Genomic DNA, 19,914 nt, shown 5'->3' with positions numbered 1-19,914 from the left:
AACTTAAGTGAGGAAATGAAAAGGGGAATTGGTTATGCAACAAATTAAAAAAATAGGAAACTCATTTTGGTATATGACACCTGTTTCTGAAACAGATAGACCTATCTTAGGAATGGTCGTTGGACAAGAAAAAACGTTAATGATTGATGCAGGGAATTCAGAAGAACATGCACAATTATTTTTAGAAATGTTAAAAGAACAAAATGTATCGAATCCAGATTTCGTAGCACTAACCCATTGGCATTGGGATCATATTTTTGGATTGCCTGTACTACAAGATGCATTGTCTATTGCACATTCTGAAACGAAAAAAGAGATGCGTACACTTGTTTCTTATGAATGGACAGATGAAGCTTTGGACGCACGCGTAAAAGAGGGTACTGAAATTGCATTTTGTGCGGATTGCATAAAAAAAGAGTTTGAAGAAAAAGCGAGAAATATTAACATTATTCCTCCGACCTTAACGTTCCAGAATCAAATTGAATTAGATCTTGGTGAAGTGACATGCGTGTTAAAACATGTGGGCGGAGATCATGCACATGATTCAGTTGTTATGTACATAAAAGAAGAAAAGATATTGTTTTTAGGGGACTGTATATATGCAGATATTTTTTCCTCGAAGTGGAACTATACGACGAAAAGAACGTTTGCGTTAATAGATGAATTAGAAAAATTTGATGCTGAGACATATATTCTTTCTCATGGAGAAGCGATAAATCGAGAGGAGTTTTTACAAGAGATTCGTATGTTAAAAACAGTAGGAACTTATACAGAAGCTCATAAGGGCGATGAAGAGAAGATAAAGGCAGCGTACAAACAAGAACTAGATAGAGAATTAAATGAAGATGAGTTAGAAACAATAACGTATTTTGTCAATGGTTATGAAATGAATAATCTGTAAGACACTACATTAATCAAATATAATTAATTGCACAAAAGAGTATTGAAATTTAATTCAATACTCTTTTCAATAGTTAAATATGTAGTTTCAACTAAATTCTAAATATAGGGGTTCATCGTCTGAAGTGATTTTATTCTATTTATTTTTCGTATAGATAGTGGTTCAAGTAGAAGCTTTCTTTGCTAATTCAGTAATATATTCAAAGAATACATCACGTTTTACATCATAAACGACATTTACAGGTCGTCCATCAGCAGTTTCCTCTGTACGTCCTTGGCTTGGTCCGTATGTATGAACAATACTATTAATTGTTTCAGTTTTTGCAAGGTTAGTGTTTCCGACAAGCGCGGTAGTTAGTACATCCCATAAATAGTAGGTAGAGTTCGTTGAGAAGTGAACGAGAGGGGGAACCATTGCATAGCATTGACCAAGGAAATCCATACCAATATACTTTCGTTCTTTTGCCCATTGTTCACGTATGTTTATAGTTAACGGAACTTGGTTTGTACTTTCTAGTGTCACTAAGTCGATTTTAATTTTTGCATCCCATACACGAGCCACTGCTTCAGGGTCCCAAAACGAATTCCACTCAGCTGTTCCATCATGCTCTGGTTCATGTACATTGCCTGCTGTAAGAAATGTACCACCCATCCAAACGAGACGTTCAATTTTATCTTCTATGATGGGAGTTTCATATAATGCACGAGCAAGGTCAGTTAGGGGTCCCGTAAATAATAAAGTTGTTTTTCCTTCCGTTTGTAGAAGCGTTTCTATTAAGTGATGATGTGCAGACTTTGCTGCTACAGGTGTTATAACTTTTCCAGCCTCATTTAAAATTGGTAAAGCATCTACATAAAATGCATGCATCCGCCAGTCTTTTGGAAATGGATTTTTCGCACGGGAATTTGATGCGGCTACTTTAATATATTCTTTGCTGAAGCGATCAATAATTTTGCGACTTGCAGATATTGCTGGTTCCAAATAGCAATCAGCAGGGATAACTGAAACACCTGTAAGTTTGACATTATCCATCTGAAGTAATAAAAATAGTGAAATTAAATCATCTACACCACCATCATGATTGAAGTACACTTTTTTCATCATTGTAATCTCCATCCTATTTGATTTAGTTAGAAATTAAACATGAATTGAGGAAAAGTCATCAATAATTTCGACTACTTCAATTTCGCCATTAATGAGTAGCTCAGGGAGTTCGTTATTCACATTTCCTTTCCAATATTCTCTAGCTTGTTCCATTTTTTGAGAAAAAGGAATAGCATCTTCTTTCGGTAAAAGATTCCCGTCACCTTCAAAAGAACTTCCGATTACTCGTAGTTTAACAATCTGCAAAACTTCTCGATTGTAAGAATCAAATAATGCTTTCCATTTTAAAGCATCTTCATAGCTTTTAGCAGCATATAAACAAGACAATCTTGATGGATAATCAGGATATTCTTGCAGCCTAACCATTTCCATAATCGTTTCTCTAATGGCTCTAATTGTTTGATCCATGTAATTCATAACTACTGTAGCATTTTCATTCTTTATATGTAATTCTTCATTTGTATAATGTTCTTTTAAAATTTGTATAGAATCTTCACCACTAGAATTTAAATGTTTTCTTTCAAAAAGAAGTGGAATAGCGTATTAGTTTGATTTTTATTAAATTGAATGCTTTGTCCGATCTTCATTTTTTCCTTGTTACGATATGATATACGAAAAATCCTTGTTCATTCATGGTTCTCCTCCTAGTAGTAATGTTTAAATTTAGTAATTCAACATTGAAATATATAAAACCTTTATAAGTAAAAGTGAGAATTTGAGTTGAAAGTAAAGAAAATATATGAAAACGTTTTAAATTTGTTCACAAAATGTTCACTTACGAAGAGGTTTCCAATATCGATATAATGACAAAGACTCAAAGAGAAAGGATGATGAATTTTGCCAACAACAAGAAAGGAAAACCTCCAATTTGGTATGATGATGTGCCTTGGGATGGTTATCGTAATGACGTTTTACAATTTACTAACGAATGGATCAGGAGGGCCAATTCATATTAAGGAGATCGCATTAGAACTACTAATTGGATTTATTATTGCGCTATTAATTGAAATATGTATCGTTGGACCTAGTGCGAAAAAAATTGTATTCATGTTGCCATTTGATAAATCGAAAAAAGTAAATATTATTATTGCGATGGCGACAGCTATGGTTATTGGAATGGTTTTCTTCATGTCGTTTTATGGAATGGCAATGATGTATTTTCATAATGGATTACATGGTGAATCTTTTGTTTCAATGTATTTCTCGATTTTTATTAAAAACTTCATTATGGCGTATCCATTACAATTAATTATTATGGGGCCGCTTGTGCGTTTCTTATTTGGAAAGTTTGTTTTGAAGAATAAACCTATTAATGTAGCGTAATTATAATTATTAAAATTATATATAATAATAAAAGATAAAACACATCTCAATTATTTTGAGGTGTGTTTTTTATGGTCATTCGCAGTTATTTTCATACTGATGTGACATTTGTCCTTTTGTTTATATAGGATTATAGCTTTTAATTAAGTCAGAAATAAAGGATGAGGAGATGATTTTTTGAAAGGTATTCTATTTGCTGTTTTTGCGGGGATATTTATAACACTTCAAGGAACCTTTAATGCGAAACTTAGTTCACATATCGGTATATGGTCGACGAGTATTATAACCCATTTAATTGGATTCATTATTGCAACAACTGTATTTTTGTTAAAGAAAGAAGAGAAAGTAACAGATTTAAAGAGTGTGAAAAAAGTATATTTAGCAGCGGGTGCATTTGGTGGATTCATTATTTGCGCAGAAACTATGGCGATATATTCACTAGGAGTTACATTGACAGCTGGCACACTAATGGTTGCTCAATTGTTAACGGCAACAGTTATTGAAATGAAAGGACTGTTTCATATAAAAAAGATACAGATGGAGAGATATCATATTGTGGGAACAATAGTAATGATTATAGGTATTGTTGTATTTAATATGTAAATGAAAGGAGGAAATGAATATGGAGAATAGATCAAGTTTAATTACGCATTATTTGAAAATCAATAAAACGCTCGAGGTTTTTTCAGAAATAGATACAGCATATTTTCAATTAAATCACTTTGAAAAAGGCGAGCTTATTTGCAATATAGATGACGAAATGGATCGTTTATATTTTGTTGTTAAAGGGAAAGTAAAAGTTTATACGATTACACCTGAAGGGAAGAAATTAATTCTTCGCTTTATCAATCCATTGGCCATTGTTGGTGATATTGAACTAATTCAAAATAGCAAAGCACATAATGTCGTTGAGGCTTGTTCAGATGTTGTAGCAATCTCTATTTCTAATACGGTTATTAGAAACAAGTTATTACATGATCCTATATTTATGAAGTTCTTGCTTGAAAACATTGCCAACACGTTAAAAATATCGACTCGTTTTACTGCTCTTAATTTACTTTATCCTGTAGAAGTACGTGTAGCTAGTTATTTGCTTTCAATTTCAACAGATAGTAACGGGAATATGTATAAAGGGGATTTGGATGCAACTTCAGTAACGAGTATTGCAGATTTTATAGGGGTAAGTTATAGGCACGTAATTCGGGTATTACAAAGATTTTATAATGAAAAACTAATTGAAAAGAGTAATGGAGTTATTGTAATTAAAGATTTTTCTAGAATGAAGGAAGTCGCTAAAGATAATATATATGAGCAATGAAAGGGAGAGGAAGATTTTGATTGGATTTAGTTTAGCTATATTAGCAGGAATATTAATTAGCGTACAATCTGTTTTTAATGCAAAAGTAAATGAAAATGTAGGACAGTGGTTAACAACTACATGTGTCCTTGGAATAGGTCTCATTAGTTCTATTCTATTTTATATCATTACAGAAAACAGTATTAGCATTAAAGTGTATACTGCAAATTATTTGTTTTATGTAAGTGGACTGTTTGGCATCGGGTTAATTATTTGTATAATGGGTGCAATAAAGAGTTTAGGTCCAGCATATACGGTGCTAATTAGTCTTATTACTCAATTGGTCGTTGCGTTATGCATTGATACATTCGGATTATTTGGAATGGAGAGTGTTCCATTACAAGTAAATAAGTTAGTTGGTATAGGCTTATTAATTTTTGGAGTAGGAATTTTTAAAAATATCTTTTCGAATAAGAGAGCTATTAGAATAACTGAGGATGAGATTTAAAGGCTATAAGGATGTTAATAATCAGATTATAGATGTTTATGTATTGGGGAAGGCATTTCATACATGTCTCTGTTAGTGAAGGGTTTATATATATTTGATAAAAAAACGTGAATTAGCCATTAGTGTAGTTGAAAAGAAGACGTCAATAAGTTGAGGTCTTCTTATGTATTGTTCTGAGGTTATCTGAACTTAAGTATAAGGGGATGAGAAGTGGTTTAAGTTAAGAAGAATATGACCGAAAATAAAATATTACTAAACATATATAACTAATGAATACAATGTCTTTTTCAGTTATTAAGTTGTAAATCATTTTATGATAAAATCTTTTACATAATTTAATAAAGGGTAGTATTCAATGGGTTATTTCTCAAATGGTTTATTAGTTTTGTTTGTGCTAATCGTATGCAGTTGTATATTTTTGGTTAATAATATAATGAGAGTCTTATATAAAAGAAGTTATCTTAAGTGAGGTAACTTCTTTTTATTTTATATTGAGAAGGAATTCTATCTTTCTTATTGAAGTTTGTTCTAGTTATTTTTACATCGATCAGATTTGTGTAAAGGGAATTTTATGAAATATAAACAAGCCAGAGAATAGGGAGTATTTACATGGAAAATAGTATACGCTACACAAGTGAACATCCTACAGATTTTAATGGATTATTATCCTTATACGAATCTTTAGGATGGAATTCTCTTAAATTAACGGTTAACGAGTTAGAACGAATGTGTAAGCAAAGTTGGTATGCAATTTATGTTTTTGATGATAAGAGGTTAGTAGGGATGGGGCGTGTCATATCAGATGGAGTCATAACAGGCATTATTTGTGGAGTTGGTGTATTGCCAAAATATCAGTCTAGTGGCATCGGAAAAGAAATAGTGAAACGATTAATCCAACACTGTGAACAAAACAAGGTTATTCCACAACTTATGTGTGTAGAAAAATTGCAATCTTACTATGAATCTATAGGGTTTGAAGCATTCTCTATTGGGATGACAAAACATATTATAAGATAGAGGTGCTTTATCCCGCTATTTGCCGAGTAGTAAAAGCCCCACGGATTAAAGTTTCACTTTATATTTTCAGTTTACTCGTACATATTTTCAAACTTCAACATAAAGGAGAATGGCTGTATGGAGATTGCTAAAGGGATAGAAATGTTACAACTTGAATTTCAAGAATTTGTTATTCATCCAATTCTTTTATGGGATGATGAAATGGCAGTATTAATAGATACGGGTTTCCCAGGACAAATTGAAGATATACAAGTAGAGATGGAAAAGGTTGGGGTATCATTTGATAAGTTAAAAGTCGTGATTTTGACGCATCAGGATATTGATCATATAGGTAGTCTTCCGGAGTTGTTGCAGCGCTGTCGAAGTAATATTAAAGTTTATGCGCACGAACTAGATAAGCCATATATCGAGGGGGATTTACCTTTATTGAAGGAAGGAAATGTAGAGAACCGACCAAAAGGAAAAGTGAGTGATACTATGATTGACGGGCAAGAACTTCCGTATTGCGGTGGAATACTAATTCTTCATACTCCAGGGCATACCCCGGGTCATATTAGTTTATATTTGAAACAAAGTAAAATTCTTGTTGCAGGAGACTCTATGTATAGTGTGAATGGGATGTTAGGAGGAATTCACGCCCCAACAACTATAAATATTAAGGAAGCACAGCAGTCTTTGAAGAAGTATTTAAATCTAGATATTGAATCTGTAGTTTGTTACCATGGGGGATTAAGTAAGGGGAATATAAAGATTCAACTTCAAAATTTATAAAAGTCGAAGATAATAATTTTTAGATAATGGATGCTAAATTATAAAAAAACATGTTTGAAAAAAATTCAAACATGCTTTTTTATTAAAGGAAATCTGTTTAATATGAATGACCTAATCCGTTCCAATAAAAAGAAACGATTTCTTGTGCTAATTCATCTATATTTGCAAGAATAGGATTGTGATTTTCATCTTTAAAATTCCCAATAGATAATAAAGATACGAAAGCATGAGCCGCAAATTTAGCGTTTCCTTTCGGAATTTCTCCGATGTGCATAGCATTATCGAGTGCTTTTTCTAGTACTTCATACATATTATCTTCAGCATTTTTTAATTGTTTCAATTGTTCTTCAGATAACGACAGTTTTGCATCTTTCATAAAATTTTTCATATCAATATCCATCGTTGCGTGTAAGTAAACTTTAGCGAAGTCTAATAATCTTTCTTCTAAAGTTTTGTTTGTAGAGAGTATTTGAGACATATTCTCACGTATACGTACCATCATTTCGATCATAGTAGCGGTAAATAAATCGGCTTTTGTTGAATAGTAATAGTAGACAGTTGCTTTCGTAACACCACAAACTTTTGCGACCTCATCCATAGAAACGACTTGATAATTTTGTGTAAGAAATAAGCGGGTTGCTACTTCTAAAATGTTTTCTTTTGTAGATTTTGTATTTTTATTTTGACGCGGCCTTCCGAGAGGACGTTGTTTTTGTTCCAAATACATTCGCTCCTGACATTTATGATTGAGATAATTATAACATAATTTTCAATCATTCTTGATTAATTAACCGACCAGTATATATAATTAATAATGGAGGAAAAAAGGAAGGTGGGTTTTTATGAAAAAGCACCCGTTACATATGTTAGGGAGGCTTGTAGCAGGGAGAAATACGCAATGGATCACTTTATCGGTATGGATTCTTATTACATTATTACTTTCATTTACGTTACCACAAGTAAATAGTACGAAAGAACCGAACCCGAAAAATTTACCCGAAACAGCTATGTCGCAGCAAGCGGAAGCACTTATGAAAAAAGAGTTTCCGAATAATGCAGGGAATCCTTTATTAGTAGTATGGTATAGAGATGGTGGATTACAGTCACAGGATTATAAACTCATACAAGATGTCTATAAAGAGTTAAAATCTAGTCCTTTAAAAGAACAATCAACGTTACCACCATTTGATACAATTCCAGAGCAAGTATTATCAAAAAGTGCGTCAAAAGATGGTACATCATTTGTTACACCGGTATTTTTTAATAAATCTGCTGGTACGGATATATTAAAAGGAAATCTTGAAGAGTTTAGAAAAATAGTGAATAGTAAGGTGGATGAAGATCCATTTAAACAAAAAATAAGTGAATCTGGTTTACATGTTCGATTATCAGGACCTGTAGGTATTCAAACGGATGCAGTTAGTTTATTTAGTCAAGCAGATGTGAAATTGTTAGTGGCTACTGTACTACTAGTGTTAGTTTTGTTAATTTTACTGTATCGTTCACCAATTTTAGCGATTTTACCTATACTTGTTGTTGGCTTTGCATACGGTATTATTAGTCCTACACTCGGTTTTTTAGCTGATCACGGATGGATTAAAGTAGATGCCCAAGCGATATCAATTATGACAGTATTATTGTTTGGCGCTGGAACGGACTATTGTCTATTTTTAATTTCGAGATATAGAGAGTACTTGTTAGAAGAAGAAAGTAAATATAAAGCATTGCAACTTGCGATTAAAGCATCTGGCGGTGCAATAATAATGAGTGCGTTAACTGTTGTACTTGGATTAGGAACATTACTACTTGCTCATTATGGTGCCTTTCATCGATTTGCAGTACCATTTAGTGTTGCTGTATTTATAATGGGAATCGCGGCTTTAACGATTTTACCAGCACTATTATTAATTTTCGGTAGAATTGCATTTTTCCCGTTTATACCGAGAACAAATTCAATGAATGAGGAGTTTGCAAGAAAGAAAAAGAGGGCTGTAAAAGTTAAAAAATCAAAAGGCTCCTTTAGTAAAAAACTTGGAGATATTGTAGTACGAAGACCATGGACAATAATTATGCTAACTGTATTTGTATTAGGCGGATTGGCTTCATTCGTACCACGTATTCAATACACATATGACTTATTAGAGTCGTTTCCAAAGGATATGCCTTCTCGTGAAGGGTTTACGTTAATTAGTGATCATTTCTCAGCTGGTGAACTAGCACCAATAAAAGTTGTTGTTGATACGAAAGGAAAAGAGCTTCCTATTAAACAAGAACTAGAGAAATTTTCTTTCGTAAATACAGTAAAAGAGCCAAAAGAGGGAAAAGAAAATAAGCAAATACAAATGTATGAAGTTTCTTTAGCGGAAAATCCATACTCAATTGAAGCGTTAGATCAAATTCCTAAATTGAAAAGCAGTGTAGAAAAAGTATTAAAAGATGCTGGGATTAGTAATGCTGAAGAGCAATTGTGGATTGGTGGAGAAACAGCTTCATTATATGATACAAAGCAAATTACTGAACGTGATGAATCAGTAATTATTCCAGTAATGATTAGCATTATCGCTTTACTATTACTTGTCTATTTACAATCGGTTGTTGCAATGGTTTATTTAATTGTAACTGTTGTCTTATCATTCTTCTCAGCGTTAGGAGCAGGATGGATATTACTTCATTACGGTATGGGAGCGCCGGCCATTCAAGGTGCGATACCGTTGTACGCATTCGTATTTTTAGTTGCTTTAGGTGAAGATTATAATATCTTTATGGTTTCAGAAATATGGAAAAACAGAAAGACACAAAATCACTTGGATGCAGTAAAAAATGGTGTAATACAAACAGGTAGTGTTATTACATCGGCAGGTTTAATTTTAGCAGGAACTTTTGCAGTGTTAGGTACACTTCCAATTCAAGTATTAGTTCAATTTGGTATTGTAACTGCAATTGGCGTATTACTAGATACATTTATCGTAAGACCGTTACTTGTACCCGCAATTACAGTTGTGTTAGGCCGATTTGCTTTTTGGCCAGGTAAACTTTCAAGAAAGAGTGAAGAAATACAAAAGGTGGATGCATAGTTAAAAAAGCCAAGGATATTTTCCTTGGCTTTTTTCAATGTAGTTAATTAATTTTTTGAAGTTAAATCATCAGCTGCAGCGTGATCAGCATCTTCAATTGTTGTTTCGGGCATTCCGTATAAGCCGTTCATTGCTTGTTCTTCGATAGTAAGATTTGCAGTATTATTATTTTGAATAGATGTAGTGTTTTCAGTAACATTTTCTTTTTTATTCATATTTTTGTTATTCATGTATGTATCCTCCAAATTTCATTTGATTTATCTATAGTATGTGGATGGATTTCCAGAAATATGTGAATTGATTCTTACATAATGAATTACTAGAAGGATTCCAATAGAACGAGTGTTTTAACAACACAAATAAACAATGAAAAAGCACGTTCGTTATATGAAAGATTAGATTGGGTAAATGTATTAGAACCATTTCATCCAAGTAAAAATGATGTTCCATATGTAATAATGGGAAAAGCATTAAAAACAAAAGTGAATTGATAATTATGCCATTCACAAAAATGGTTGGTTTGTAATAATGAAGGGGAAAACGAAAATGACGAAAATATCTATAGAAAAAGCTACAATTTTAGATGCTGAGAAATTAACAGAAATAATGAAAAGAACATTTGATGCAGAAGCAAAACAATGGCTATACGGCCAAGATGATGTCATTGATTATAACATTCAACCGCCAGGATATTCTTCAGTTGAAATGATGGAATATTCCATTGAAGAATTGGATTCTTTCAAAGTTGTAATGGATAAAGAAATAATCGGAGGGATAATAGTTACGATTTCTGGTAAGTCGTACGGTCGAATTGATCGTATTTTTGTAGATCCTGTTTATCAAGGAAAAGGAATTGGATCACATGTTATGAAATTAATAGAAAAGGAATATCCGAACATAAAGATTTGGGATCTCGAAACACCTAGTAGACAAATTAACAATCATCACTTTTATAAAAAGATGGGTTACCAAATGATTTTTGAATCGGAAGATGAGTATTGTTACGTGAAAAGAATAAAAACAAGCTCAAACAAAGCCAGTGTAGTTACAAATAAAGATATGAAAAATAGTCAATACGAAAACTGTAATTTAGCAAATACAGAGTATTATCAAGTGAATTTAAAAACAGTTCATTTGTTGGTAGCAATATAATGAATATGAATATGAGTAATTGTAATGTAAGTCAATCCAAGTTTAGAAATATAAATTTTAGAAGGTCATCATATGCAGATTTAAATCTTTCTGGCAGTAAATTTAATTTGGTGACTTTAGGTGGAGTGCAATTTAAAAATACAAGTCTCGGAGATGAGAAGGAACCTATTGTATTCGATAAATGTGATTTGGAATGTAGCACTATAAGTAATAGTAATCTGAAAAATATTGAAATAGAAAATTGTGATATAGTCGGCATGAAACTAAATGGTATTTTGATTGAAAATTTGCTTGATTTATATAACAAGGTGAAAAGTTAACCAAATCCATATCATATATCTTTATAATCTTTTTGGAAATTAAGTATTATATCGAAATAATTATGTAAAAATGACATAAAGAAATCCGGGCGAGAAGGTCATTCGTGAACGTTTCTAGAATACACACAAATATATTGTTATTTATATGGAGGAGAGAAAGATGGGAATCAACGTTAGAGCAGTAGAAATACAAGATGCTAGAGCAATTCATCGTATATGTATACAGGATGATGTTTTACCGTATATGGTTTTCTTACCTAGCATGCGTGTAGAGGCTATGGAAAATAGAATTCGAAATTTAGCACCAAATCAATTTGAATTTGTTGCAGAATATGATGGAGAAGTTGTTGGGTTTGTAGGTTTAACACAAAGTCCGGGCCGAAGATCTCATTCAGGCGATTTATTCATTGGGGTAGACAGTGAATATCATAATAAAGGAATTGGGAGAGCACTTCTTACGAAGATGCTTGATTTGGCTGATAATTGGTTAATGTTAGAGAGAGTAGAACTAGGTGTGTTAGAAACGAATCCAAAAGCAAAAGCTTTATATGAAAAATTTGGATTTGTAGAAGAGGGAGTAAAGATAGGGAATTTGAAAGCTCATGGAAAGTTTATTAATGAAATTATGATGAGTCGTTTTAGACCGAATGGTTTAATTGTACATAATGAATAGTTAAAAGCATGACAGTATACTGTCATGCTTTTTTATTAGAACTTGGCTGCAATAAAAATAATACTAAACCAATAAAAATAACGGTAATTCCTAGTCCTTGTTGTAAAGAAATGGTCTCATGTAATATAAAGTACGCTAGTATACAAGTGCCAATTGTTTCACCTAAAATACTCATTGAAATTACAGTAGCACTCATCCATTTTAATAACCAATTAAAAATGGTTTGTCCTAAAATTGTAGCAATGAAAGCTAATCCAATAAAGCACAACCAAGTTTGTGTAGAGTAATGGATGAAAGATTCTTGTTGCGTGAAAGCAAATATGCCAAGAAAGCCAGCACTACTTCCATAACTAATTACTGAATAGGGTATAAGTGACAAATCTTTACGAACGTGTTGGCTAATGAAAAAATAAGCAGTAATGATACCGGCAGCAATAAATGCTAAAATATCTCCATATAAAGCTTCTCCACTAATTTGGAAATCTTGCCAGCCAATGATGATACTACCTGAAATAGCGATGAGGCAACCAATAACCGCTCCTTTCGTAAATCTTTCCTTAAATAAAAAATAACCACCAATCATTGAGAACAAAGGTTGTAACGTTACGATAACTGTAGAGCTTGCTACAGAAGTATATTGTAATGATTCAAACCATAGTACATAATGTGCAGCTAAAAATAGCCCAGATATGAATCCGAATGTCCATTGTTTTTTCGTTAAAGTTTTTAGCTCATTTCGACTATTTTTATTAAATAGTAATAACGGTAACAGGATCAGTGTGGCAAAGAATAATCGGTAAAAAGCAATGATTGTCGCAGGAGCATCTGCCAATTTTACAAAAATAGCTGAAGTTGATAAGGCGAATACACCAAAAAATAAGATGAAATATGAAAGAATAGGTGATTTCAAAGTTTGTCCCTCCTATAGAGTGTTTATTATAATAAACTTAATACGATATAATGTACAAAGGTAAGTATATAAGTCCCGGAGATAATAGGAAAGGATTATTTGCCTTTGTTTAGTATGTCAGCACAAAGACAATGAAATATGCATTATGATGGATGAAAGGAAGTTTTACTATGATACATGATAGGCTTGGACAAACAGTATTAAGTTATCGTAAGAAAAATAATATGACAATTCGTGAATTCGCTGATTATGCAGGAATTAGTACATCACTAATTAGCCAAATTGAAAGAGGACATGCTAATCCTTCTTTAAATGTTTTGGAGTTAATTGCAAAAGCATTAAATGTACCGCTGTTTACACTTTTTATTAATGATATCGATACAGATTCGCTCATTTCTAAGAAAAAAGATCGAAAAAAAGTATATCGGGAAAACAATGATCACATTGTATATGATGTATTAACACCTGATTTTATGAAAGCACGTATTGAAATGTTAATGATGGATTTAAATAAACGAGCAAACACAACAGAAAGCCATTATTCCCATGAAGATAAGGAAGAGATTGCTGTTATTATGAAAGGGGAAGTGTATGTGGAATTGGAGGGAAAAGAATATTATTTAGAAGAAGGCGATGTTGTACGTATTCCACCGAATGTGAAGCATCGATTTTTGAATAAAAGTGATGAATCGAATCACATTTTATTTGTACTGACACCATCTTTAGGATGAAAATATAGTGATTTTTAATAGGGGAGAAAGAAAATGGAAAAAAGTATTTTGAAAGGCGGTCTTTCAATTATTTCTCAATGTAAAAAAGAAACAAATGATATTTGGCATGCACATTTTGGAGCAGCTGCAATTGCTAGTTATTTTTTTATGAAAGATAATAATATTGATGAAGAAACAGCTCGTAATATGTATTCGCAAACAAGGATGATGCTGAACAAGAAAAAAATTGGTGAGATGATTGATGATAAAAAAGAAATAGATTTTAAAATTGCGGAAAATATGATTATAAAATCTTTAGAACAAACGATTGATGAGCTTCATTGGGTGGGGCATAACGTCATTTATGCGTCATTAAGTTTATTAGCTATGAAAGAGCTACAAAAATGGGGTGATAATCAAGCAATTGAAGGGATTACTACTCTTATTTTATCATTTCGAAAAACAATTCCAGGTAGATCGTGGATTGGTTATACGACGAAAGAAGTAAAACAATTAAGTTTTGAAGAGGAGATACAAAGTGAATTGAGTAATCCAACACAAGTATCTCAGTTCATTTTAAATGAGTTATCGAAATTTAATAGTATTTATCGAGCGGAATCACATCATGATTTAATTGGGCATTTGCTTACATACTCCCACGCAATTAATATAATGTACGATTTAGGACATATAGATATATTTCAACGAGGGATACGTCCGCTGTTAAAACTAGTATACGTACTAAGAGCTAGCCAAAAGCTCAAGCTGAATACGGAAATAACTTTACACTCACCTATAGATCGATTACCTTTAATTCAATCTAAACGTGCAAATATTTTACCAACTGAAAATATATTTTGGATAAAAGACTATAGTGAATTCGATTGGGATTTTGGTCATGTATTTAAATTCTCATATAGTTATTTTAATCATATACAGAGAGCTCCAAATTATAAAGATATCACATTAGAAAAATTCCGTTATGTTATTCATTCTTAATGAACGTTAATGATCTGTAAAAGGATGTTTAATCTAGTTTTTTTTTGTTAGTAGTATATTATTTTTTCAAATATGTAAGATTTTACATGCGTATTTTACTTTTACTAATTATGTAAGTAGGCTATACTGAAATACATACATTTTATTTTTGGAGAGATGTAAAACGACATGGAACTAGCGAAATTGGAAAAAGTAATTGAAATAAAAAGAAGAACTTTTATATTTAGTATCGGATTATGGAATTCAACATGAAAAAGTATTGGCATTGAGTCAAGAACTAGACAAATTAATCAATTACTTTATGTTTTTAAAATAAAGAGAACTATGACGAGGTTTGTAAATGTTATAGTTCTTTTTATTAGGTAATTTGAAAATATATTAAAATATATTGTCTAATTTCTTACAGAATGCGCAACTTGCTAGTCGAATATAAGGACTTTTGGTTATAATAAAAAGGAATTATTAATTGTATCGGTTAGGAGCGCAGCACATATGAAAACAGTTGTTGTTATCGGTGGAGGTATAACGGGACTTTCTACTATGTTTTATTTAGAAAAATTAAAAAAGGATTATAATATCGATTTAAATTTAATTCTTATTGAGAAAGAAGAGTATTTAGGTGGTAAAATCCATAGTGTGGAAGAAAAGGATTTCATTATGGAGTCAGGAGCGGATTCAATCGTTGCTCGTAATGAACACGTTATGCCACTTGTAAAAGATTTAAATTTAGAAGATGAAATGGTATATAATGAAACGGGTATTTCTTACATATATTCTGAAAACATGTTACATCCGATTCCTTCTGATACTATATTTGGGATACCGATGAGCGCCCAGTCGTTGTTTAGCAGTACGCTAGTCTCAACGAAGGGGAAAATCGTAGCTTTAAAAGATTTCATAACGAAAAATAAAGAGTTTACGAAAGATACATCACTTGCTTTATTTTTAGAAAGCTTTTTAGGGAAAGAGTTAGTGGAAAGACAAATTGCTCCTGTGCTTTCAGGCGTATATTCTGGTAAATTGAATGAGCTTACAATGGCATCTACATTACCGTATTTACTGGATTATAAAAATAAGTATGGAAGTATTATTAAAGGTTTTGAAGAGAATAAAAAACAATTTCAATCAGCAGGAAATAAAAAATTCGTATCATTTAAAGGTGGACTATCTACGATAATTAATCGCTTAGAAGAAGTGCTGACTGAAACTGTCGTAAAAAAAGGTGCTATAACGACGGCTGTAAGTAAACAAGAGGATCGATATGAGATTTCTTTTGCAAATCATGAAACAATACAAGCTGATTATGTTGTTTTAGCAGCTCCACATGATATTGCACAAACTTTATTACAGTCTAATGAGTTAAATGAGCAGTTTAATACATTTAAAAACTCATCTCTTATAAGTATTTATTTAGGATTTGACATACTAGATGAACAACTACCAGCTGATGGTACGGGGTTTATTGTAACGGAAAACAGTGATTTACATTGTGATGCTTGTACATGGACAAGTCGAAAGTGGAAACATACATCGGGTAAACAAAAATTATTAGTTAGAATGTTTTATAAGAGTACCAATCCGGTATATGAAACAATCAAGAATTACAGTGAAGAAGAATTAGTACGAGTCGCTTTATATGATATTGAAAAGAGTCTCGGAATTAAAGGTGAACCAGAAGTAGTTGAAGTTACAAATTGGAAAGATTTAATGCCGAAATATCATTTAGAACATAATCAAGCGGTTCAAGCATTACAAGAGAAAATGACGAATCTTTATCCAAATGTATATTTAGCTGGTGCCTCATATTATGGTGTTGGAATTGGTGCGTGTATTGGAAATGGAAAGAATATAGCCAATGAAATAATGGATACATTAAATAAATAATACTGTAGAATAAATAAAAACTGTCCCTTCAGCAAAATGGAGGAACAGTTTTTATTTATTTTATTTGAATGGAAATTGTATTGTTTTTTACATTGTTTTCTTTTATTGTTAATATTATTTCTCCAGACTCTTTAAATGAATACGGTGATAGTTGATAAATATCTTTTATATCAAGTTTTCTTGTAATTTATTTACCGGTATTGATACGATATTTGGCTTCCATGTTTCTTGTTTTCCTGAAGGATATTCTATAAGTATTACCGGATTTTTAACTGCATTTTTTCCAAGAGACGAAATATAGTTGTACTTCTGTATCTTTTTTTAATAATTCTTCGGAGAAATAACCGAATTCGCCTACATTACCGAAAACAGTATAGTTTTGATTTTTTAATTTAATATCTAAATAACTAGGTTGATATGTTACTGCATGATAAGTCCCATATGAAAGTGAGAGTATGGCAGCGATTAAAATACCGATTGAAAATGTCTTAAAGCTATTGCCTTTAAAGCTAGTCATCATGAATGAGTTTGGTGTGAATTTTTTTGCGAATAAAAAAATAAGTAATATGAGTAAGAGGGATAAGCCGATGAATATATACATAGATTTTTACACCTCCATAGCGTAAAATGGATTAACTATATTTTACCATAAATGTATGGATTAGGGTGGTTATTTAGAAGGAAAAAATGAAGGAACAAATTCTTTACAGTTCTTGATAATTTAAAATTTGATTTATGGAAATTATAGCGTGATGTTTGAGTCGCAATCAGAAGGTATCCAATTCGTGTATATAGAATAAAGAGGGAATGCGCCATTAGAAATGTTTGACTTATGGAACAATAAGGACTTTACTAATTATACATATTTTTTCTGATATAATGAATGAGTAGAGAGAAAGGAGTGATCCTATGGCATTTCCTATATTAGAAACAGAACGCTTACGTTTAGTTGAAATAGAACAATCTTATTGTCAAAAAATATATGAAATCTTTTCATTGGATGAAGTGACGTGTTATTACGGTATGAATTCTTTTACGGAGTTTGGACAAGCTTCACGTATGATCGAATCTTTTTCAAAAAATTACTTTGAGAAAAAGGCAATACGATGGGGAATTGTGTTAAAAGAAACGAACGTTTTAATAGGAACAATTGGACTAAACAATTTACAATTATGGAGTAAACGATCTGAGATTGGATATGATCTGCATCCTCGTTATTGGGGAAATGGTTACGCTTCGGAAGCAGCTCGAGAAATTATTGATTATGGATTTAAAGATTTAGGTTTGTTTAGAATTGGAGCTATTACATATCCTGAAAATGATACTTCTTGTAGAATGTTATCTAAAATTGGCTTCCAAAAGGAAGGTCTATTGCGTGGATATATTCATCAAGGAAATAAGCAACACGATGCATTATTGTATTCTATAGTACGAACTGATATTGAGAACATAAATTTATAATAAAAAAAACCTCTTAATTAAAAGAGGTTTTTTTTATTATAAATTAACCTAATTTAGGTAATAAACGTTCTCCGCTTTTCATGCTACTTTTACATAAAGGGCATTTAGGCTCTTCTTCAAATGAAAAGTTCTTTCTCATCCATCCTAAACAATCCTCTGATTCACATTCCCAAACAGGGGTTTGTTCTGGTGGTACTTCTGCTACATCGTTCTTTCGATTGCGATACATGTAACCACTCCTTTTATGTAAAAAATTTTAGTTATATATTAAAAAGGTTGTTAACCTTGCTGGTAACAACCTTTTTATTGTTTGAATTATAGCTTTACAACGTTTTTAGCTTGAGGTCCGCGGTTACCTTCTTCAACTTCGAAACTAACTTCTTGACCTTCGTCAAGAGACTTGAAGCCGTCGCCAGTGATAGCTGAGAAGTGAACGAATACATCGTTACCGTCTGCAACTTCGATGAAACCGAAACCTTTTTCGCTGTTAAACCATTTTACTTTACCTGTTAATGTCATGGTAATGCCTCCTAAAAGTAGAAAAATTACAATATGATCGGCCTTATTTGAATGAAAATAAAAGTTCACATATTATCAAAAACCCATAAGGAGTACAAAATGTCCCTGATTGATACTTGATAATATGCAAAGAAAATATAGTGTTAAATTGACCTTAATTACTATCTTACAACAAATGGTTGGAAATAGCAAGTGCTGGTAATACCACTGAGTAATCTGGGTGATAATAGTAAAGGCACAAAGGCACCTCTTTATTTATATATTATTCCTAATTTGGATTTATTCCAAACAAAAATCATTTATATGAAAAAATAAGTTTAAATAAAAGGCTAAATATTATTTTAATATTGCTGATGAGTACCATAATTAGGAGGATAAAATATTGCAAAATAAACAATTTAAAATAATTGAAGCAGCAAAAGAAGGAAGAAGAAAAGTTCATCCTGTTTTTGCTGTCATACTCGCGATTATATTTTTAACTTTAGGTGAATTATTTATGTTGTTTATGCTGATTTTACCGAAAGCAGAAACAACTTTTATGAAGGCGATTTATAGCGACATTGAGATGATATTAATGTTTGGCGGCGCAATATTTTTTGTGTTTTTATGGATTAGATTTGTAGAGAAAAGATCATTTTCATCCATTGGTTTTTGGAGAAATCAATGGATAAGAAAATATTTGAGAGGTACATTAATAGGATTTGTTTTCATTTCAATACCAGTCATGCTACTTTTATTAACTGGAAATGTACAACTACAAATGCAACACATTACACCAATCGCTATACTTGGAATTGTGGGATCTTTAGTTGCTTTTTTAATACAAGGTGCAACAGAAGAAATTGTTGTTCGGGGTTGGTTATTTCCAGTTCTTTCTGTTAGAAGCCGTATATGGATCGGTATTGTTGTAACTTCATTTTTATTTGGTTTTCTTCATTTACTAAATCCAGGTATTACAATTCTTTCAATATCGAATATAATATTAGTTGGTGTGTTTGCAGCTTTTTACGTTTTGAAAGATAGTAGTCTTTGGGGGATATGCGCATGGCATTCCATTTGGAATTGGGCACAATATAACGTATTTGGTTTTGCGGTTAGTGGAATGACAATGTATTCTACACCACTTTTTAAACCTGTAACAACTGGATCGGAATTCCTTCATGGAGGCTCGTTCGGAATTGAAGGTAGTATCATTACAACAATCATGCTCACTATCGCTTCAATTGTTTTATGGAGAAAGTTATGGGGAAGAAAAGCGAAACAACGAAATTTTAGTTAATGAAAGAGGGGG

General features: G+C 31.9%; 20 protein-coding genes and 5 pseudogenes. 17 read left to right on the top strand and 8 right to left on the bottom strand.

Going from position 1 to position 19,914, the window contains the following annotated elements:
- Positions 1 to 34: 34 nt before the first annotated feature.
- Positions 35 to 901 carry an MBL fold metallo-hydrolase gene (locus IQ781_RS03905; protein ID WP_065382124.1) on the top strand — a complete coding sequence of 289 codons (867 nt, stop codon included), beginning with the start codon at positions 35 to 37 and terminating at the stop codon, positions 899 to 901.
- Between the two features lie 162 nt (positions 902 to 1,063).
- On the opposite strand, the gene IQ781_RS03900 is transcribed toward IQ781_RS03905, so the two are convergent.
- Entirely contained in the window at positions 1,064 to 2,017 is a 954-nt protein-coding gene (locus IQ781_RS03900; RefSeq protein ID WP_139245340.1) for a nucleoside hydrolase, read from the bottom strand.
- Positions 2,018 to 2,038: 21 nt separating this feature from the next.
- A pseudogene (locus tag IQ781_RS03895) lies at positions 2,039 to 2,639 on the bottom strand (DUF2441 domain-containing protein).
- A gap of 203 nt (positions 2,640 to 2,842) precedes the next feature.
- Here IQ781_RS03895 and IQ781_RS03890 point away from each other — a divergent pair.
- From IQ781_RS03890 to IQ781_RS03865, 6 genes are all read left to right on the top strand, one after another.
- On the top strand, positions 2,843 to 3,328 hold the full coding sequence (locus IQ781_RS03890) for a DUF2798 domain-containing protein (protein ID WP_001143427.1): 486 nt from the start codon (positions 2,843 to 2,845) through the stop codon (positions 3,326 to 3,328).
- 177 nt (positions 3,329 to 3,505) lie between these two features.
- Complete coding sequence (locus IQ781_RS03885; protein ID WP_000676261.1) at positions 3,506 to 3,931, top strand: DMT family transporter; 426 nt, start codon at positions 3,506 to 3,508, stop codon at positions 3,929 to 3,931.
- A 19-nt stretch (positions 3,932 to 3,950) separates the two neighbouring features.
- Positions 3,951 to 4,646 carry a Crp/Fnr family transcriptional regulator gene (locus IQ781_RS03880; RefSeq protein WP_000431609.1) on the top strand — a complete coding sequence of 232 codons (696 nt, stop codon included), beginning with the start codon at positions 3,951 to 3,953 and terminating at the stop codon, positions 4,644 to 4,646.
- A gap of 16 nt (positions 4,647 to 4,662) precedes the next feature.
- Positions 4,663 to 5,133: a DMT family transporter gene (locus IQ781_RS03875; protein WP_063219977.1), complete on the top strand. Its 471-nt coding sequence runs from the start codon at positions 4,663 to 4,665 to the stop codon at positions 5,131 to 5,133.
- A 609-nt stretch (positions 5,134 to 5,742) separates the two neighbouring features.
- Entirely contained in the window at positions 5,743 to 6,150 is a 408-nt protein-coding gene (locus tag IQ781_RS03870) for a GNAT family N-acetyltransferase (protein WP_000431735.1), read from the top strand.
- A 117-nt stretch (positions 6,151 to 6,267) separates the two neighbouring features.
- Positions 6,268 to 6,921: an MBL fold metallo-hydrolase gene (locus tag IQ781_RS03865; protein WP_000401480.1), complete on the top strand. Its 654-nt coding sequence runs from the start codon at positions 6,268 to 6,270 to the stop codon at positions 6,919 to 6,921.
- Positions 6,922 to 7,018: 97 nt separating this feature from the next.
- Here IQ781_RS03865 and IQ781_RS03860 read toward each other — a convergent pair whose 3' ends face one another.
- The gene (locus tag IQ781_RS03860; protein WP_000436013.1) at positions 7,019 to 7,642 is read right to left on the bottom strand and encodes a TetR/AcrR family transcriptional regulator; all 624 of its coding nucleotides are present in this window, start codon (positions 7,640 to 7,642) and stop codon (positions 7,019 to 7,021) included.
- Positions 7,643 to 7,763: 121 nt separating this feature from the next.
- Between IQ781_RS03860 and IQ781_RS03855 the strand changes: the two genes are divergently transcribed.
- The gene (locus IQ781_RS03855) at positions 7,764 to 9,995 is read left to right on the top strand and encodes an MMPL family transporter (protein WP_065382126.1); all 2,232 of its coding nucleotides are present in this window, start codon (positions 7,764 to 7,766) and stop codon (positions 9,993 to 9,995) included.
- Between the two features lie 47 nt (positions 9,996 to 10,042).
- Here the strand turns inward: IQ781_RS03855 and IQ781_RS03850 are convergent, their stop codons facing one another.
- Positions 10,043 to 10,225, bottom strand: coding sequence for a DUF4021 domain-containing protein (locus IQ781_RS03850; protein WP_001060657.1), 183 nt, complete (start codon positions 10,223 to 10,225; stop codon positions 10,043 to 10,045).
- A gap of 74 nt (positions 10,226 to 10,299) precedes the next feature.
- Between IQ781_RS03850 and IQ781_RS03845 the strand changes: the two are divergent.
- The 3 genes and pseudogenes from IQ781_RS03845 to IQ781_RS03835 all read left to right on the top strand — a co-directional run.
- Positions 10,300 to 10,486 (top strand): annotated as a pseudogene (locus IQ781_RS03845) (GNAT family N-acetyltransferase); the annotation flags it as partial.
- 37 nt (positions 10,487 to 10,523) lie between these two features.
- Positions 10,524 to 11,467, top strand: a pseudogene (locus tag IQ781_RS03840) (GNAT family N-acetyltransferase).
- 160 nt (positions 11,468 to 11,627) lie between these two features.
- Positions 11,628 to 12,140 (top strand): GNAT family N-acetyltransferase, encoded by a 513-nt coding sequence (locus IQ781_RS03835; RefSeq protein ID WP_000512619.1) that lies wholly within the window; start codon positions 11,628 to 11,630, stop codon positions 12,138 to 12,140.
- A gap of 22 nt (positions 12,141 to 12,162) precedes the next feature.
- Here the strand turns inward: IQ781_RS03835 and IQ781_RS03830 are convergent, their stop codons facing one another.
- Entirely contained in the window at positions 12,163 to 13,050 is an 888-nt protein-coding gene (locus tag IQ781_RS03830) for a DMT family transporter (protein ID WP_000841810.1), read from the bottom strand.
- A gap of 170 nt (positions 13,051 to 13,220) precedes the next feature.
- Here IQ781_RS03830 and IQ781_RS03825 point away from each other — a divergent pair, with 170 nt between their 5' ends.
- The 4 genes and pseudogenes from IQ781_RS03825 (at position 13,221) to IQ781_RS03810 (ending at position 16,643) form a co-directional block, all read left to right on the top strand.
- Positions 13,221 to 13,781 (top strand): helix-turn-helix domain-containing protein, encoded by a 561-nt coding sequence (locus IQ781_RS03825; protein WP_000581032.1) that lies wholly within the window; start codon positions 13,221 to 13,223, stop codon positions 13,779 to 13,781.
- A gap of 33 nt (positions 13,782 to 13,814) precedes the next feature.
- The gene (locus tag IQ781_RS03820) at positions 13,815 to 14,759 is read left to right on the top strand and encodes a hypothetical protein (RefSeq protein WP_000415694.1); all 945 of its coding nucleotides are present in this window, start codon (positions 13,815 to 13,817) and stop codon (positions 14,757 to 14,759) included.
- Between the two features lie 168 nt (positions 14,760 to 14,927).
- Positions 14,928 to 15,075 (top strand): annotated as a pseudogene (locus IQ781_RS03815) (Spo0E family sporulation regulatory protein-aspartic acid phosphatase).
- A gap of 176 nt (positions 15,076 to 15,251) precedes the next feature.
- The gene (locus IQ781_RS03810) at positions 15,252 to 16,643 is read left to right on the top strand and encodes a protoporphyrinogen oxidase (RefSeq protein ID WP_000860347.1); all 1,392 of its coding nucleotides are present in this window, start codon (positions 15,252 to 15,254) and stop codon (positions 16,641 to 16,643) included.
- 55 nt (positions 16,644 to 16,698) lie between these two features.
- Here IQ781_RS03810 and IQ781_RS03805 read toward each other — a convergent pair.
- Positions 16,699 to 17,244 (bottom strand): annotated as a pseudogene (locus tag IQ781_RS03805) (hypothetical protein).
- A gap of 308 nt (positions 17,245 to 17,552) precedes the next feature.
- On the opposite strand from IQ781_RS03805, the gene IQ781_RS03800 reads away from it, so the two are divergent.
- Positions 17,553 to 18,104: a GNAT family N-acetyltransferase gene (locus IQ781_RS03800; protein WP_000885397.1), complete on the top strand. Its 552-nt coding sequence runs from the start codon at positions 17,553 to 17,555 to the stop codon at positions 18,102 to 18,104.
- Between the two features lie 43 nt (positions 18,105 to 18,147).
- Here IQ781_RS03800 and IQ781_RS03795 read toward each other — a convergent pair whose 3' ends face one another.
- Positions 18,148 to 18,333 carry a cold-shock protein gene (locus IQ781_RS03795; protein ID WP_000286203.1) on the bottom strand — a complete coding sequence of 62 codons (186 nt, stop codon included), beginning with the start codon at positions 18,331 to 18,333 and terminating at the stop codon, positions 18,148 to 18,150.
- An 86-nt stretch (positions 18,334 to 18,419) separates the two neighbouring features.
- A complete protein-coding gene (gene cspD / locus IQ781_RS03790; protein WP_000176366.1) occupies positions 18,420 to 18,623 on the bottom strand; it encodes a cold-shock protein CspD in 204 nt (67 codons plus the stop codon).
- A gap of 382 nt (positions 18,624 to 19,005) precedes the next feature.
- Here cspD and IQ781_RS03785 point away from each other — a divergent pair, with 382 nt between their 5' ends.
- Positions 19,006 to 19,902 (top strand): CPBP family intramembrane glutamic endopeptidase, encoded by an 897-nt coding sequence (locus IQ781_RS03785; protein WP_139847280.1) that lies wholly within the window; start codon positions 19,006 to 19,008, stop codon positions 19,900 to 19,902.
- Positions 19,903 to 19,914 lie beyond the last annotated feature (12 nt).

The sequence above is a fragment of the Bacillus sp. N447-1 genome, from assembly GCF_022701035.1.
GTDB classification, from domain to species: Bacteria; Bacillota; Bacilli; order Bacillales; family Bacillaceae_G; genus Bacillus_A; species Bacillus_A cereus.
The sequence above is the reverse complement of the archived record's forward strand: the minus strand, read 5'-3'. Positions and strand labels throughout refer to the sequence as shown.

Excerpts from the sequence above, each read along its gene's own strand:
- IQ781_RS03905 (WP_065382124.1), top strand. The coding sequence starts at position 35 with ATGCAACAAATTAAAAAAATAGGAAACTCATTTTGGTATATGACACCT.
- IQ781_RS03900 (WP_139245340.1), bottom strand. The coding sequence starts at position 2,017 with ATGGAGATTACAATGATGAAAAAAGTGTACTTCAATCATGATGGTGGT.
- IQ781_RS03880 (WP_000431609.1), top strand. The coding sequence starts at position 3,951 with ATGGAGAATAGATCAAGTTTAATTACGCATTATTTGAAAATCAATAAA.
- IQ781_RS03870 (WP_000431735.1), top strand. The coding sequence starts at position 5,743 with ATGGAAAATAGTATACGCTACACAAGTGAACATCCTACAGATTTTAAT.
- IQ781_RS03865 (WP_000401480.1), top strand. The coding sequence starts at position 6,268 with ATGGAGATTGCTAAAGGGATAGAAATGTTACAACTTGAATTTCAAGAA.
- IQ781_RS03855 (WP_065382126.1), top strand. The coding sequence starts at position 7,764 with ATGAAAAAGCACCCGTTACATATGTTAGGGAGGCTTGTAGCAGGGAGA.
- IQ781_RS03850 (WP_001060657.1), bottom strand. The coding sequence starts at position 10,225 with ATGAATAACAAAAATATGAATAAAAAAGAAAATGTTACTGAAAACACT.
- IQ781_RS03835 (WP_000512619.1), top strand. The coding sequence starts at position 11,628 with ATGGGAATCAACGTTAGAGCAGTAGAAATACAAGATGCTAGAGCAATT.
- IQ781_RS03825 (WP_000581032.1), top strand. The coding sequence starts at position 13,221 with ATGATACATGATAGGCTTGGACAAACAGTATTAAGTTATCGTAAGAAA.
- IQ781_RS03820 (WP_000415694.1), top strand. The coding sequence starts at position 13,815 with ATGGAAAAAAGTATTTTGAAAGGCGGTCTTTCAATTATTTCTCAATGT.
- IQ781_RS03810 (WP_000860347.1), top strand. The coding sequence starts at position 15,252 with ATGAAAACAGTTGTTGTTATCGGTGGAGGTATAACGGGACTTTCTACT.
- IQ781_RS03800 (WP_000885397.1), top strand. The coding sequence starts at position 17,553 with ATGGCATTTCCTATATTAGAAACAGAACGCTTACGTTTAGTTGAAATA.
- IQ781_RS03795 (WP_000286203.1), bottom strand. The coding sequence starts at position 18,333 with ATGTATCGCAATCGAAAGAACGATGTAGCAGAAGTACCACCAGAACAA.
- cspD (WP_000176366.1), bottom strand. The coding sequence starts at position 18,623 with ATGACATTAACAGGTAAAGTAAAATGGTTTAACAGCGAAAAAGGTTTC.